A 14,578-nucleotide genomic window follows, 5' to 3' on the forward strand; every position below is an offset into this window, starting at 1 on the left:
CAGGGCGGGGTTCTCGTCTTTTCCGCCGATTCCACGGCGGTAGGGTTGAGTCGCTGTCTCACCCGTCCGTCCCGAGGAGTCCCGTGCCCGAGCTGCCCGAGGTCGAGGTCGTACGGCGCGGTCTGGAGCGCTGGGTCGCCGGGCGGACCGTGACCGAGGTCGAGGTCCTGCACCCCAGGGCCGTACGGCGCCATCCCGCGGGCGGCGCGGACTTCGCGGCCCGGCTGACCGGGCAGCGCTTCGAGGTGGCACGGCGGCGCGGCAAGTACCTCTGGCTGCCGCTCGCCGAGAGCGGCACCTCCGTCCTCGGGCACCTCGGCATGAGCGGGCAGCTGCTCGTCCAGCCGGAGGGCGCCGCCGACGAGAAGCACCTGCGCATCCGGATCCGCTTCGACGACTCCGCCGGCACCGAGCTGCGCTTCGTCGACCAGCGGACCTTCGGCGGACTCTCGCTGCACGACCAGACCCCCGCCGGGCTGCCGGACGTCATCGGGCACATCGCGCGCGACCCGCTGGACCCCGAGTTCGACGACGCCGCCTTCCAGAGCGCGCTGCGGCTGCGCCGCACCACCGTCAAGCGGGCGCTGCTCGACCAGTCGCTGATCAGCGGCGTCGGCAACATCTACGCCGACGAGGCGCTCTGGCGGTCCCGGCTGCACTACGACCGGCCGACGGCCACCCTGACCAGGCCGCGCTCGGCGGAACTCCTCGGCCACATCAGGGACGTGATGAACGCGGCCCTCGCGGTCGGCGGGACCAGCTTCGACAGCCTGTACGTGAACGTGAACGGCGAGTCCGGCTACTTCGACCGCTCGCTCGACGCCTACGGCCGCGAGGACGAGCCGTGCCGCCGCTGCGGTACGCCGATGCGGCGCCGGGCATGGATGAACCGCTCCAGCTACTTCTGCCCGCGCTGCCAGCGGCCGCCGCGCCCCACCGTCTGACCGGCCGCGCGGCGAGGCCCGTCAGGCCGTGACGGGGGCCGCGCGCTCCGCGTCGTACTTCTCGCGCGCCGCCTCGACCTGCGGCATCCGCCCCTCCACCAGCTGGATCAGACCGATCAGCCGCTCCGCGACCTCGCGGCCGAGCGGGGTGAGCCGGTAGTCGACCCGCGGCGGGTTCGTCTGCTGGGCCTCGCGATGGACGAGTCCGTCGCGCTCCAGGGCGTGCAGGGTCTGCGCCAGCATCTTCTCGCTCACCCCGTCGACCCGGCGCCGCAGTTCGTTGAAGCGGAACGTCCCGTCGTGCAGGGCGCCCAGGGTCAGGCTGCCCCAGCGGCCCGTCACGTGCTCCAGCGTGCCGCGCGAGGGGCAGGCGCGCGCGAACACGTCGTAGGCGAGGTCGTCACTCATGCCCTCCACCGTACTCCGGCGCAGCGCTCACCACCAGGAGTGCGCTTACCAATGGGTTGCGCTTTCGAAAAGTAAGTGCTCTACTTCTGGTCGTCCCACCGACCCGCCCGAGGAGCACCACCATGACCACCCCCGTCGTCTCCATCGCCTACCACTCCGGCTACGGCCACACCGCGGTCCTGGCCGAGGCCGTCCGTGACGGCGCCGCCGACGCGGGCGCCACCGTCCACCTGATCAAGGTCGACGGGATCACCGAGGCGGAGTGGGAGCTGCTCGACGCCTCCGACGCGATCGTCTTCGGCTCCCCGACCTACATGGGCACCGCCTCCGGTGCCTTCCACCAGTTCGCCGAGGACTCCTCGAAGCGCTGGTTCGGCGACGTCTGGCTGGACAAGCTCGCCGCCGGCTTCACCAACTCCGGCTCCAAGAGCGGCGACAAGCTGCACACCCTGCAGTACTTCCAGATCCTCGCCGGCCAGCACGGCATGCACTGGGTCAACCTCGGCCTGAAGCCCGGCTGGAACACCAGCGAGGCCTCCGAGAACGACATCAACCGCCTCGGCTTCTTCTCCGGCGCCGCCGGCCAGACCCCCGCGGACCTGGGCCCCGAGGCCGTCCACAAGGCCGACGTCGCCACCGCCGAACACCTCGGCCGCCGCGTCGCCGAGACCGCCCGCACCTTCGCGGCCGGCAAGGCCGCCGCCTGACCGCCCGCACCCGAGACGTCCGGCGCGCGTACGCGAAGGGCCCCGCCACCTTCCCGGTGGCGGGGCCCTTCGCGTACGGCTCAGTAGCCGAAGTCCTGGGTCCACCAGGGGCCGCCGTCGGCGAAGTGGACGCCGACGCCCAGGGTGGTGAAGGTGCAGTTCAGGATGTTGGCGCGGTGGCCGTCGCTGTTCATCCAGGAGTCCATCACCGCCGCCGCGTCCGCCTGGCCGCGGGCGATGTTCTCGCCGCCCAGGCCCGTGATGCCGGCCTTCTCCGCGCGGACCCACGGCGTGGCGCCGTCCGGGTCCGTGTGGTCGAAGAAGCCGCGGGTCGCCATGTCCGAGCTGAACGCCCCGGCCAGGGCGGCGAGCCGGGCGTCCGCGTTCACCGGGGAGCAGCCCACCTTCGCCCGCTCGGCGTTGACCAGACGCAGGACCTCCGCCTCGGCGGCCACGCCGCGGTCAGCGGTGGAGGGCGCCGAGGTCTTCTCGACCGGGGCCTCGGTGGTCGGGTCCGGCTTCGGCGCCGGGGCCTTCGTGGTCGGTGCGGCCGTGGTCCTGGGCTTGGCCGGCTTGGTGACGGGCGCCTTCGACGGGGCCTTGGCGGGGGTCTTCGCCGGGGTCTTCGTCGGGGCCTTGGTCGGGGTCGGCGTCGCCTTCGGGGTCGGCTTCGCGGACGGGGTGGCCGACGGTGCGGCCGCCTTGCCGGCGTCCTTGCCCGTCCTCGCGGAGGAGCCCGTGCCGGACGGGGTGTCGGCCGGGGTCCGGGTGGACCCGCCCTGCGTCATCAGCTCCGGGGCCTGGCGGGCCTGGCTCGGGCGCTCGCTCGTGCCGACGCTGCCGATCGTGAAGGTGTCCCCGCCGGGCAGCAGGCCCGAGGCGACGGCGACGGCGCCGACCGCGACGGCCGCGGAGGCGCCGAGCAGCCCGGTGCGCATGCCGCGCCGCTTGCGGCGGGCACCCCGGTGCCGGTGGTCCGCACCGGCCGCGTAGTCTTCTGCGGCGGGTGCGGCTCCGGAGCGACGGTGGCGTCCCATCTGGTCTGCCTTCCTCTGCTGGTCCTGCTGTGCTGATCCGGCCGGCCCCGTGCGAGGCCCGCTGAATTTGCTGATCTTTGCTGTCGGTACCGTTGCGGGCCGGCAGTCGAACGGCGCGCGCCCGAACGGGTGAGGCGTGTTCGGTCGGGACTGTAGTCCATGCGGGGCCGGGGCGATGTGCTCATCTGGCAATTCGCCCGCTAGCGTGCAGGCATGAGTGACGACGTGCGGATGACCGCCTGGGTACGCGGCCGGGTACAGGGAGTGGGGTTTCGCTGGTTCACCAGGGCAAACGCCTTGGAGATCGGCGGCCTGGTGGGCTTCGCCCTGAACCTCGACGACGGCCGGGTACAGGTCGTGGCCGAGGGGGCGCGTGAGAATTGCCACCGTCTGCTGGCCTGGCTCCACTCCGCCGACACTCCCGGGCGCGTGGACGGCGTCACTGAGATCTGGGCCACCCCGCGCGGTGGATACGAGGGCTTCGCCATCCGCTGACGATCACGCTCCGACACCGGCCCGCGGTGACCCAGCGGGGCCTGTGAGGGACGCGCGGTAACAGCCGCGTGACGGGGAAACCTCCTGGTGGTTGCCAAGAAGCGCCCGTCGTGGAAGGCTGCCCGGTAAGGATGATCGCGACGCCCTGAGGGACCGAGTTCGAGAGCCCCCGCCGGACCGCCGGCGGCTGTGAACTCCTCGGTAACCCCTTCAAACGGGGCGTGATCGTGTTGACCGTCAAACTTTTTGGTGAGACTCTGGAAGCCCCGCGCACCTTCGCTGTTTGGCAGTGGAACCGGCACGACAAGCAGTACTGCCGAGCACCGCGGGTGCGAAATCCCTCACGACCCAACCGCATCGGTCGGTCACTCATTGTGGAGGACCATCCATCATGGCAAAGGCGCTTCTCGGTTACGTCGGCGGCTCCGACCCGCGACTCCTCGCCGAGATGCGACGGCTTCAGCAGCGCGTCCAGGACCTGGAATCCGAGCTGGTACGGATCCAGTCCGAGAACGACTCGCTCGCGGCTGCCGCCGCTCAGCACCAGGGAGAGTCGCTGCTGAACAGCATCGACCTCGACGTACCCCAGGCGGAGCCTGCGCTCACCTGACAACCCAGCCCCGAGGGGCCAGGTGGGAAACACTCACGCCAGCAGCACAGCTGGATCTGCAAGGGGCGCTTCGGCGTCCCTTCTTTCTTTCACCCGCCGTTCCCCTCGTGTCCCACCCCTCCTCACCCGAGGATCTGCCCTGCACCTTCGCGGGTGAAACGCACGGGCCCCGGTAGAGTCCCCGGGGTGCACCTCAAGGCCCTGACCCTCCGCGGATTCAAGTCGTTCGCCTCGGCCACCACGCTGCGGTTCGAACCCGGAATCACCTGTGTCGTGGGTCCCAACGGATCGGGCAAGTCCAACGTCGTGGACGCCCTCTCCTGGGTCATGGGCGAGCAGGGCGCCAAGTCGCTGCGCGGCGGCAAGATGGAGGACGTCATCTTCGCCGGCACGACTGGGCGCCCGCCGCTCGGCCGCGCCGAGGTCTCCCTGACCATCGACAACTCCGACGGCGCGCTGCCCATCGACTACGCCGAGGTGACGCTCACCCGGATCATGTTCCGCGGCGGCAGCAGCGAGTACCAGATCAACGGCGACACCTGCCGGCTGCTCGACTTCCAGGACCTGCTCTCCGACTCCGGCATCGGACGCGAGATGCACGTCATCGTCGGACAGGGACAGCTCGACTCCGTGCTGCACGCCGACCCGATGGGCCGCCGTGCCTTCATCGAGGAGGCCGCCGGAGTCCTCAAGCACCGCAAGCGCAAGGAGAAGGCGCTGCGGAAGCTCGACGCGATGCAGGCCAACCTCGCGCGCGTCCAGGACCTCACCGACGAACTGCGCCGCCAGCTCAAGCCCCTCGGACGACAGGCCGCCGTCGCCCGCCGCGCCGTCGTCATCCAGGCCGACCTCCGGGACGCCCGGCTGCGCCTCCTCGCCGACGACCTCGTCCAGCTCCGGTCGGCCCTCACCGCCGAGGTGGCCGACGAGGCCGCCCTCCTCGCCCGCAAGGAGGCCACCGAGGAGGAACTGCGCACCGCCCTCGCCCGCGAGGCCGCCCTGGAGGCCGAGGCCCGCGCCCTCGTGCCCCGTCTGGAGCGCGCCCAGCAGAACTGGTACGCCCTCTCCCAGCTCGCCGAACGCGTCCGCGGCACGATCTCCCTCGCGGACGCGCGCGTGAAGAGCGCCACCACTGCGCCCGCCGAGGAACGCCGCGGCCGCGACCCGGAGGACCTGGAGCGTGAGGCCGCCCGCGTCCGCGAACAGGAGGCCGAACTCGAGGCGGCCCTGGAGGCGGCCGAACGGGCCCTGGACGACACCGTCGCCCACCGCGCCGAGCTCGAAGGCGCGCTGGCCGCCGAGGAGCGCCGCCTCAAGGACCTGGCCCGCGCCCTCGCCGACCGGCGCGAGGGACTCGCCCGCCTGAACGGCCAGGTCAACGCCGCCCGCTCGCGCGCCGGCTCCGCCCAGGCCGAGATCGACCGGCTCGCCGCCGCCCGCGACGAGGCGGCGGAGCGGGCCGTCACCGCCCAGGAGGAGTACGAACAGCTCAAGGCGGAGGTCGACGGCCTCGACGCGGCGGACGGCGAGCAGAGCGAGCGCCACGAGGCCGCCCGCCGCGACCTGGCCGAGGCGGAGTCGGCGCTGACCGCCGCCCGCGAGGCCGCCGCCACCGCCGAACGGCGCCGCGCCGCCACCCAGGCCCGGCACGAGACCCTCGCGCTCGGACTGCGCCGCAAGGACGGCACGGGCGCGCTGCTCGACGCCGGACTCAGCGGACTGCTCGGCCCGGTGGCCGAACTCCTCTCCGTCACCCCGGGATACGAGGTCCCCGTCGCCGCCGCCCTCGGTGCGGCGGCCGACGCGCTCGCCGCCGGCGGACCCGCCACCGCCGCCGAGGCCCTGCGCCTGCTGCGCAAGCAGGACGCGGGCCGGGTGTCCCTGCTCCTGGCCGGCGCCCCGGAGCCCGAGCCGGCGCCGGCCACCGGAGGACACCCGTACGCCGCCGACCTGGTCCGGGGGCCCGAGGAACTCATGGGCGCCGTCCGCCGGTTGCTCGCCGGGGTCGTGGTCGTCGCCGACCTCGACGAGGCGACCGAACTCGTGCGGACCCGACCCGCGCTGACCGCCGTGACCACCGAAGGCGACCTGCTCGGCGCCCACCTCGCGCAGGGCGGCTCCGCGGGCGCGCCGAGCCTGCTCGAAGTCCAGGCCTCGGTCGCGGAGGCCGCCGCCGAGCTCGACGAACTCTCCGTACAGTGCGAGGAGTTGGCCGCGGCCCAGCACGAGGCCGGTGAGCGGCGCCGTACCGCAGCCGCGCTCGTCGAGGAACTCGATGCCCGCCGCCGTACCGCCGAGCGCGAGAAGTCCGCCGTCGCCCAGCGGCTCGGGCGGCTCGCCGGACAGGCCAGGGGAGCGGCGGGGGAGGCCGAGCGGACCGCGGCGGCCGCCGCCCGGGCGCAGGAGGCGCTGGAGAAGGCGACCGCCGAGGCGGAGGAACTGGCCGAACGGCTCCTGGTGGCCCAGGAGGCCGCGGCCTTCGGGGAGGGCGGGGACGAGGAGCCCGACACCGCCGTCCGCGACCGGCTCGCGATCGACGGCTCCAACGCGCGCCAGACCGAGATGGAGGCGCGGCTCCAGGTCCGTACCCACGAGGAGCGGGTCAAGGGTCTCGCGGGGCGGGCCGACTCGCTCGACCGGGCCGCCCGCGCCGAACGGGAGGCACGCGCGCGTGCCGAGCAGCGCCGGGCGCGGCTGCGCCACGAGGAGCGGGTCGCGGGCGCGGTCGCCGCCGGAGCCCGGACGCTGCTGGCCCATGTCGAGGTCTCGCTGGTCCGTGCCGAGCGGGAGCGGGTGGCGGCCCAGGCGGCGCGGGCCGACCGGGAGGAGGGCCTGGCGGCCGCCCGGACCCGGGGCCGTGACCTCAAGGCCGAGCTCGACAAGCTGACCGACTCCGTCCACCGGGGCGAGGTGCTGGGCGCCGAGAAGCGGCTGCGGATCGAGCAGCTGGAGACGAAGGCCCAGGAGGAGTTCGGCGTGGCGGCGGAAGCGCTGGTCGCCGAGTACGGCCCGGAGCAGCTCGTCCCGCCGTCGCCCGCGGTGGACGGCGACGCCGAGGGCGCGGAGGCCGACGCGCCGCGCCCCTTCAACCGTTCGGAGCAGGAGAAGCGGCTCAAGGCCGCCGAACGGGCGTACCACCAGCTCGGCAAGGTCAATCCGCTGGCCCTCGAGGAGTTCGCGGCCCTGGAGGAGCGGCACCGCTTCCTCTCCGAGCAGCTGGAGGACCTGAGGAAGACCCGGACCGATCTGCTTCAGGTCGTGAAGGAGGTCGACCTCCGGGTCGAGCAGGTCTTCACCGAGGCCTACCGGGACACGGCCCGCGAGTTCGAGGGCGTCTTCTCCCGGCTCTTCCCCGGCGGCGAGGGCCGGCTGGTCCTCACGGACCCCGACAACATGCTCACGACCGGCGTCGAGGTGGAGGCCCGGCCGCCCGGCAAGAAGGTCAAGCGGCTCTCGCTGCTCTCCGGCGGCGAGCGCTCGCTGACGGCCGTGGCGCTGCTGGTCTCGATCTTCAAGGCCCGGCCCAGCCCGTTCTACGTGATGGACGAGGTGGAGGCGGCGCTCGACGACACCAACCTCCAGCGGCTGATCCGGATCATGCAGGAGCTCCAGGAGTCCTCGCAGCTGATCGTGATCACCCACCAGAAGCGGACGATGGAGGTCGCGGACGCGCTGTACGGCGTGTCCATGCAGGGCGACGGCGTCTCGAAGGTGATCAGCCAGCGGCTGCGCTGAGGCCGGGCATGCCCCATTGCTTCAAGTGTTGAACCCAATCCCTTCATCAGTGCTTCTTAAGTCACATGACATCGGGTATTGACTTCGAAACTTGAAGGCATAGTCTCTGCAACGTTGCTTTTACCTTCACGTGGTGGGCGGCGAGAAGTTGTGCGCCACTGGAAGGGCTTGTGCCCCCCATCGAGGAGTCCATGTGTCCAATACCGCGCAGGCGCCCACGCCGCCGCCTTCCGGCGGCCGCACCGCACATCCGGACCACCTCGGCCACGTCATCTTCATCACGGCCTCCGCGGCGATGGGCGGATTCCTCTTCGGGTACGACAGCTCCGTCATCAACGGTGCCGTCGAGGCGATCCGCGACCGCTACGACATCGGCTCCGGCACCCTTGCCCAGGTCATCGCCATCGCGCTGATCGGCTGCGCCATCGGCGCCGCCACCGCCGGCCGCATCGCCGACCGCATCGGCCGCATCCGCTGCATGCAGATCTCCGCCGTGCTCTTCGCGGTCAGCGCCGTGGGCTCCGCACTGCCCTTCGCCCTCTGGGACCTGGCCCTCTGGCGGATCATCGGCGGCTTCGCCATCGGCATGGCGTCCGTCATCGGCCCCGCCTACATCGCCGAGGTCGCCCCCGCCGCCTACCGGGGCCGCCTCGGCTCCTTCCAGCAGGCCGCGATCGTCATCGGCATCGCCATCTCCCAGCTGGTCAACTACGGCATCCTGCAGCTCGCCGACGGCGACCAGCGCGGCGAGATCGGCGGCCTGGAGGCCTGGCAGTGGATGCTCGGCGTGATGGTCGTGCCCGCCGTCCTCTACGGCATGCTCTCCTTCGCCATCCCCGAGTCCCCGCGCTTCCTCATCTCGGTCGGCAGGATCGACCGGGCCAAGGAGGTGCTCGCCGAGGTCGAGGGCCAGGGCGTCGACCTCGACCACCGCGTCGCCGAGATCGACCGGGCCATGCGCAGCGAGCACAAGTCCACCTTCAAGGACCTGCTCGTCGCCGGCGGCCGCTTCAAGCTGCTGCCCATCGTCTGGGTCGGCATCGGACTCTCGGTCTTCCAGCAGCTCGTCGGCATCAACGTCGCGTTCTACTACTCCGCGACGCTCTGGCAGTCCGTCGGCATCGACCCGTCGAGCTCGTTCTTCTACTCGTTCACCACGTCGATCATCAACATCATCGGCACCGTCATCGCGATGGTCCTGGTCGACCGGGTCGGCCGCAAGCCGCTCGCCCTCGTCGGCTCCGTCGGCATGGCGATCGCCCTCGCCTTCGAGGCCTGGGCCTTCTCCGCCGACCTCGTCGACGGCAAGCTGCCCACCACCCAGGGCGTCGTGGCGCTCGTCGCCGCCCATGTCTTCGTGCTCTTCTTCGCCCTCTCGTGGGGCGTGGTGGTCTGGGTCTTCCTCGGCGAGATGTTCCCCAACCGGATCCGCGCCGCCGCCCTCGGCGTCGCCGCCTCCGCGCAGTGGATCGCCAACTGGGCCATCACCGCGAGCTTCCCGTCCCTCGCGGACTGGAACCTCTCCGGCACGTACGTCATCTACACGGTCTTCGCCGTGCTCTCGATCCCCTTCGTGCTCCGGTACGTCAAGGAGACCAAGGGCAAGGCGTTGGAGGAGATGGGCTAACCCCCGCTGCCCCTCTCCTCACCCACGGAGACCGCCCCGGCCGAGGCCCCACGCCCCGGCCGGGGCGGTCCGCCGTCGGCCCCTGCGGTCCGAGCCCCCTCGGTCCGGGCCCCCTCGGTCCGAGCCCCCTCAGCCCCCTCAGTCCGCGAGTCCGGGCAGCACCTCGTCGCAGAACAGCCGCAGGCTCCGCCAGCCCTCCTCAAGCGGCATCCCGCCGCACAGCGGATGCAGCACGAGGCTCTCCAGGCCGAGCGCCAGGCACTCCTCCGGGGTGACGACCCGGTACACGCCCTCCGCGCGGAGCTCCGCGACCGTCGTCGCCGCCGACCGGACCGCCGAGCGGATGTCCTTCGACTGCCAGGACGCGTAGGTCCGCGCCTCGTGCAGGAAGTGCTCCCCGTGCTCGGCCCAGGTCCGGTCCGGGTCCTCCGACAGATGCAGCAGCGGGGTCACCTCGGCCGGCATCATCGTCCAGCCCTCGGTGCCGTACTCCGCGCAGCGCTCCTGGTAGTACGCCTCCAGCTCGGGCAGGTGGGCGCTCGGGAAGAACGGCAGCCCGAGCCGGGCCGCCCGCCGCGCCGCCGCCCGCGAGGAACCGCCGACCAGGAGCATCGGGTGCGGCTGGGTGAAGGGCCGCGGGGTGACCCGTACCGTACGGCCCCGGTACGTGAACGGCTCCCCGGTCCAGGCCGTGAGCAGGGTCTCCAGGAGCAGGTCCTGGAGCTTCCCGCGCCGCCCCCAGTCGACCCCGCGCTCCTCGTACTCCTCCGGCCGGTAGCCGATCCCCGCCACCGTAACCAGCCGTCCGCCGCTCAGCAGGTCGAGGACGGCGATGTCCTCGGCGAGCCGCAGCGGGTCGTGCAGCGGCCCGATGATCGCGGAGACGGTGACGGCGATGCGCTCGGTCGCGCCGAAGACCGCTCCCGCGAACGCGAAGGGGGAGGGCAGCCAGTTGTTCCCGACCCCGTGGTGCTCCTCGGTCTGCACGGTGTCGACCCCGTGACCGTCGGCGTACGCGGCCATCTCGACGGCGGCCCGGTAGCGGGCGGAGAGGGATTCGGGGGTCGCGCGGGGATCGACGAGGTTGAACCGTACGACGCTGAACGGCATGGGAAGTCCCCTCCGCTGGTGGGTACCGGCGAAGGGGGACGTTATCTGACGTAGCGTCAGATGGAAACGGTCTCGCCCACCTCGGCGGGCGCCGCGGAAGCCTTCTCCGGCGTCCGCGGCAGCACGGCGTACAGCACGCCCGCCACCACGATCGTCGCCGCCCAGCCCAGGCCGTTCTCGCCGATCCAGGACGAGGCGAGCGGGCCGGAGAACCAGTCGACCTTGGTGAACAGCAGACCGACCAGCAGGGCCACCGCCCAGGCCGTCATCGCCTGCCAGGCGAAACCGCCCCGGTACCAGTAGGCGCTGGTCCGGGTGGTGTCTATCAGCGCCGCCGCGTCGTACGACCGGCGCCGCAGCATGTCCACGCCGAAGACGCCGATCCACGCGGAGAACGCCACCGCCAGCAGGGTCAGGAAGGAGATGAACGAGCCGATGAAGCTGGTCGCCACCACCATCAGCAGGAAGCCGAAGACCAGACTGATCACCGCGTTGACGCTGACCGCCGCCGCGCGCGAGACCTTGATGCCCAGGGTCTGCGCGGTGAAGCCGGCCGAGTACATCGACATCGAGTTGATCAGCAGCATCCCGAGCAGGGCGATCACCAGGTACGGCACGGAGATCCACATCGGCAGCAGCTCACCGATGAAGGAGACCGGGTCCTGCGCCGAGGCCAGGTCCGGCGTCGACACCGCCATCACCGCGCCCATCAGGACCATCGGCAGGACGACGATCCCGGCGCCGCCCACCGTCGAGCCCACCATCGCCTTCGAGGAGGCCGTCCGCGGCAGGTAGCGGGTGAAGTCGGGGCCCGAGGGGACCCAGCTGATGCCGCCGGCCGCGATGGTGCCGATGCCCGCGATCATCATCGCCGTCGAACCGGCCGGCTTGTCGAAGACCGCCGACCAGTCCGTGTTCGCCACCAGGTAGACCAGCACGAGCACCGAGAAGGCGCCGAAGAGGTACGTGGACCACTTGCTGCACACCCGCAGCGCGTTGATCCCGAGCCCCGAGACCAGGAAGGTGCAGGTGACGAAGAGCAGCAGCGTCACCACGATGAGGAGCGTGTTCGACTTCACCCCGAAGAGCAGGTCGAGCACGGTCAGCACCGCGTACGCGCCGGTCACCGCGTTGATGGTCTCCCAGCCCCAGCGGGCGACCCAGATCAGCGCACCGGGAAAAAGGTTTCCGCGCTGACCGAACACGGCCCGCGACAGCGCCATGCCGGGCGCTCCGCCGCGCTTGCCCGCGATCGAGATCACACCGACGATCCCGTACGAGAGGACGGGGGCGGCGATCGCCACGGCCAGGACCTGCCAGAAGTTCAGGCCGTTGAAGACGATCAGACCGGCGCCCATCGTGAGCAGCAGCACACTGATGTTCGCGGCGACCCAGGTCGGGAAGAGCTCGCGGACCCGGCCGGTCCGCTCGGCGTCGGGGACGGGCTCGAGACCGCGGGTCTCCAGGGCGCCGTCGTGCGTCGCGCCTGCGGCTTCGGAGGCGTCGTGGGGCATGGGGGTACTCCGTACAGATGTGGGGGGAACCCACCCAGCGTACGTGCTCCTGCTCCGGCCGCTTCGTGGCCGATACTGGTCAGGTTATGGAACTCATCCTTGCTGTAGTCATCGCTCTGGTCGTCGTGGTCGCCGTGACGAGCGGGCTCGTGGTCAGCGGTCGCAAGAAGAAGCAGCTGCCGCCGGCCGAGCCGCCGTCCACCCCGCCCACCATCACCGCTCCGCCCGCCGAACCGCACGTCGGCGAGGAGGCGGAGACGCCGCGGGAGGAACCACGCCGCACGGTCGAGGAGGTCGAACTCCCCGCCGACGAGGCCCTGGACACGCCCCCGGCCGTCGAGGACCCCGTCGTCGCGGAGCCCGCCGCCCCCGAGATCGAGGTCCCGGAGCCCACCGCCGGCCGGCTCGTCCGGCTCCGCGCCCGGCTCGCCCGCTCGCAGAACTCGCTCGGCAAGGGGCTGCTCACGCTCCTGTCCCGCGAGCACCTCGACGAGGACACCTGGGAGGAGATCGAGGAGACCCTTCTCACGGCCGACGTCGGCGTCGCCCCCACCCAGGAACTCGTCGAGCGGCTGCGCGAGCGGGTCCGGGTGCTCGGCACCCGCACCCCCGAGGAGCTGCGCGGCCTGCTCCGCGAGGAGCTCGTCGCCCTGCTCGGCCCCGAGCTCGACCGCACGGTCCACACCGAGAGCCCCTCGGACGTGCCGGGCGTCGTCATGGTCGTCGGCGTGAACGGCACCGGCAAGACCACCACCACCGGCAAGCTCGCCCGGGTGCTCGTCGCCGACGGCAAGTCCGTCGTCCTCGGCGCCGCCGACACCTTCCGTGCCGCCGCCGCCGACCAGCTCCAGACCTGGGGCGAGCGCGTCGGCGCCCGCACCGTGCGCGGCCCGGAGGGCGGCGACCCGGCGTCGATCGCCTACGACGCGGTCAAGGAGGGCATCGCCGAGAAGGCCGATGTCGTCCTGATCGACACCGCAGGACGCCTCCACACCAAGACCGGTCTCATGGACGAGCTCGGCAAGGTCAAGCGCGTCGTCGAGAAGCACGGCCCGCTGGACGAGATCCTGCTCGTCCTCGACGCCACCACCGGCCAGAACGGGCTCATCCAGGCCCGCGTCTTCGCCGAGGTCGTCGACATCACCGGCATCGTGCTCACCAAGCTCGACGGCACCGCCAAGGGCGGCATCGTCGTCGCCGTCCAGCGCGAGCTGGGCGTGCCGGTCAAGCTGGTCGGCCTGGGCGAGGGCCCGGACGACCTGGCGCCGTTCGAGCCGGGTGCCTTCGTCGACGCCCTGATCGGCGACTGACACCGGGCACGACACACGGAAGGGCCCCCGCCGTCTCCCGGCGGGGGCCCTTCCGCGTCCTCAGAAGTGCGTGCGGTGGCAGATGTACGCCAGGGTGCCGAGCAGCAGCCGGGCCTGCGGCGGCGCGCCCGCCGTGTCGAGGGTGGGGGGCCGCAGCCAGCGGACCGGGCCGAGCCCGCCGAGGTCGGACGGGGGAGCGGTGATGTACGTCCCGGGGCCCAGACAGTGCAGGTCCAGGTCGGCGTCGTCCCAGCCCATCCGGTACAGCAGCTGCGGCAGCTCGGCGGCCGCGCCGGGGGCGACGAAGAAGCGGGCCCGGCCGGTGGGGGTGGCGCACACCGGGCCCAGCGGCAGCCCCATCCGTTCGAGCCGGACCAGCGCCCGGCGGCCGGCCGCCTCGGCGACCTCGATCACGTCGAAGGCCGTGCCGACCGGCAGCAGCAGGGCCGCGCCGGGGTACTCCGCCCAGGCCTTGGTCGCGTCGTCGAGGCCGGCGCCCGCCGGGACCGGTTCCGCGAAGGAGAGGGGGTGCGCGCCCGGGGCCGTACACGCCGGGTCGCCGCAGGAGCACTGCCCGGAGACGGCGCGCGCGCCGGGAACCACGTCCCAGCCCCACAGTCCTGTGTACTCGGCCACCGCTGTGCACTCCGTGGTGCGTACGCGGCGGCGTGCGCCGCCGGACCGCATCTCACGAATGCCGCCGATCGTGAAACCCATGCCCCCTCCAACGGGTCGAGCGCGCCGGTGGTTACGACCCGGAGCACCGCTGTCACCCTTCGTCACGGTCCGTCGCCGAGCGTGGCGCGCGGTCGTGCGTGAGGTGGTGCGGGCCGGTGCGCACGCCTCTCCGTGCTTCCGTCCGCCGACTCCGGTTCGTCGCATGTCAAGTGAATCGCGTTCCACGGGCGGCGAGTTCATTCGAAGGGGTGGCGAATGGTGGCGTTTCTTGAATCGCCCTCGTGGAGGGGTGATCGTAGGATTACTTTCGGTACTCGAACCCCGGGGCCGCTTGCGCACGCGGGTATGCCGGAGGCAACCCGGTTTCCAGTTCGAAGGAGTACGAACTCCGGACGGGAGCCGC

12 protein-coding genes are annotated in these 14,578 nt (G+C 72.1%); 7 read left to right on the top strand and 5 right to left on the bottom strand.

Features of this window, described 5'->3' with window-relative positions; all coding sequences use genetic code 11:
- Window positions 1-83 precede the first annotated feature (83 nt).
- Complete coding sequence (gene mutM / locus DEJ43_RS26420) at window positions 84-944, top strand: bifunctional DNA-formamidopyrimidine glycosylase/DNA-(apurinic or apyrimidinic site) lyase (RefSeq protein ID WP_015036450.1); 861 nt, start codon at window positions 84-86, stop codon at window positions 942-944.
- A 21-nt stretch (window positions 945-965) separates the two neighbouring features.
- Here the strand turns inward: mutM and DEJ43_RS26425 are convergent, their stop codons facing one another.
- Window positions 966-1,352 (bottom strand): winged helix-turn-helix transcriptional regulator, encoded by a 387-nt coding sequence (locus DEJ43_RS26425; protein WP_041664229.1) that lies wholly within the window; start codon window positions 1,350-1,352, stop codon window positions 966-968.
- 122 nt (window positions 1,353-1,474) lie between these two features.
- Here DEJ43_RS26425 and DEJ43_RS26430 point away from each other — a divergent pair, with 122 nt between their 5' ends.
- The gene (locus DEJ43_RS26430) at window positions 1,475-2,059 is read left to right on the top strand and encodes a flavodoxin family protein (protein WP_015036452.1); all 585 of its coding nucleotides are present in this window, start codon (window positions 1,475-1,477) and stop codon (window positions 2,057-2,059) included.
- A gap of 80 nt (window positions 2,060-2,139) precedes the next feature.
- Here DEJ43_RS26430 and DEJ43_RS26435 read toward each other — a convergent pair whose 3' ends face one another.
- On the bottom strand, window positions 2,140-3,096 hold the full coding sequence (locus tag DEJ43_RS26435) for a CAP domain-containing protein (RefSeq protein ID WP_071891512.1): 957 nt from the start codon (window positions 3,094-3,096) through the stop codon (window positions 2,140-2,142).
- A gap of 213 nt (window positions 3,097-3,309) precedes the next feature.
- Between DEJ43_RS26435 and DEJ43_RS26440 the strand changes: the two genes are divergently transcribed.
- From DEJ43_RS26440 to DEJ43_RS26455, 4 genes are all read left to right on the top strand, one after another.
- The gene (locus DEJ43_RS26440; protein ID WP_015036454.1) at window positions 3,310-3,591 is read left to right on the top strand and encodes an acylphosphatase; all 282 of its coding nucleotides are present in this window, start codon (window positions 3,310-3,312) and stop codon (window positions 3,589-3,591) included.
- 391 nt (window positions 3,592-3,982) lie between these two features.
- Window positions 3,983-4,201 carry a hypothetical protein gene (locus DEJ43_RS26445; protein ID WP_015036455.1) on the top strand — a complete coding sequence of 73 codons (219 nt, stop codon included), beginning with the start codon at window positions 3,983-3,985 and terminating at the stop codon, window positions 4,199-4,201.
- A gap of 186 nt (window positions 4,202-4,387) precedes the next feature.
- Window positions 4,388-7,936: a chromosome segregation protein SMC gene (gene smc, locus DEJ43_RS26450; protein WP_041662908.1), complete on the top strand. Its 3,549-nt coding sequence runs from the start codon at window positions 4,388-4,390 to the stop codon at window positions 7,934-7,936.
- A gap of 193 nt (window positions 7,937-8,129) precedes the next feature.
- Window positions 8,130-9,563 carry a sugar porter family MFS transporter gene (locus tag DEJ43_RS26455; protein ID WP_015036457.1) on the top strand — a complete coding sequence of 478 codons (1,434 nt, stop codon included), beginning with the start codon at window positions 8,130-8,132 and terminating at the stop codon, window positions 9,561-9,563.
- Between the two features lie 138 nt (window positions 9,564-9,701).
- On the opposite strand, the gene DEJ43_RS26460 is transcribed toward DEJ43_RS26455, so the two are convergent.
- A complete protein-coding gene (locus DEJ43_RS26460; RefSeq protein WP_015036458.1) occupies window positions 9,702-10,673 on the bottom strand; it encodes an LLM class flavin-dependent oxidoreductase in 972 nt (323 codons plus the stop codon).
- A gap of 56 nt (window positions 10,674-10,729) precedes the next feature.
- Window positions 10,730-12,187, bottom strand: coding sequence for a cytosine permease (locus tag DEJ43_RS26465; protein ID WP_015036459.1), 1,458 nt, complete (start codon window positions 12,185-12,187; stop codon window positions 10,730-10,732).
- Between the two features lie 86 nt (window positions 12,188-12,273).
- Here DEJ43_RS26465 and ftsY point away from each other — a divergent pair, with 86 nt between their 5' ends.
- Complete coding sequence (gene ftsY / locus DEJ43_RS26470) at window positions 12,274-13,497, top strand: signal recognition particle-docking protein FtsY (RefSeq protein ID WP_041662909.1); 1,224 nt, start codon at window positions 12,274-12,276, stop codon at window positions 13,495-13,497.
- A gap of 60 nt (window positions 13,498-13,557) precedes the next feature.
- On the opposite strand, the gene DEJ43_RS26475 is transcribed toward ftsY, so the two are convergent.
- Window positions 13,558-14,214: a bifunctional DNA primase/polymerase gene (locus DEJ43_RS26475; RefSeq protein WP_071891517.1), complete on the bottom strand. Its 657-nt coding sequence runs from the start codon at window positions 14,212-14,214 to the stop codon at window positions 13,558-13,560.
- Window positions 14,215-14,578: the final 364 nt, after the last annotated feature.

Origin of the sequence: Streptomyces venezuelae ATCC 10712 (assembly GCF_008639165.1) — a bacterium.
Lineage (GTDB): Bacteria > Actinomycetota > Actinomycetes > Streptomycetales > Streptomycetaceae > Streptomyces > Streptomyces venezuelae.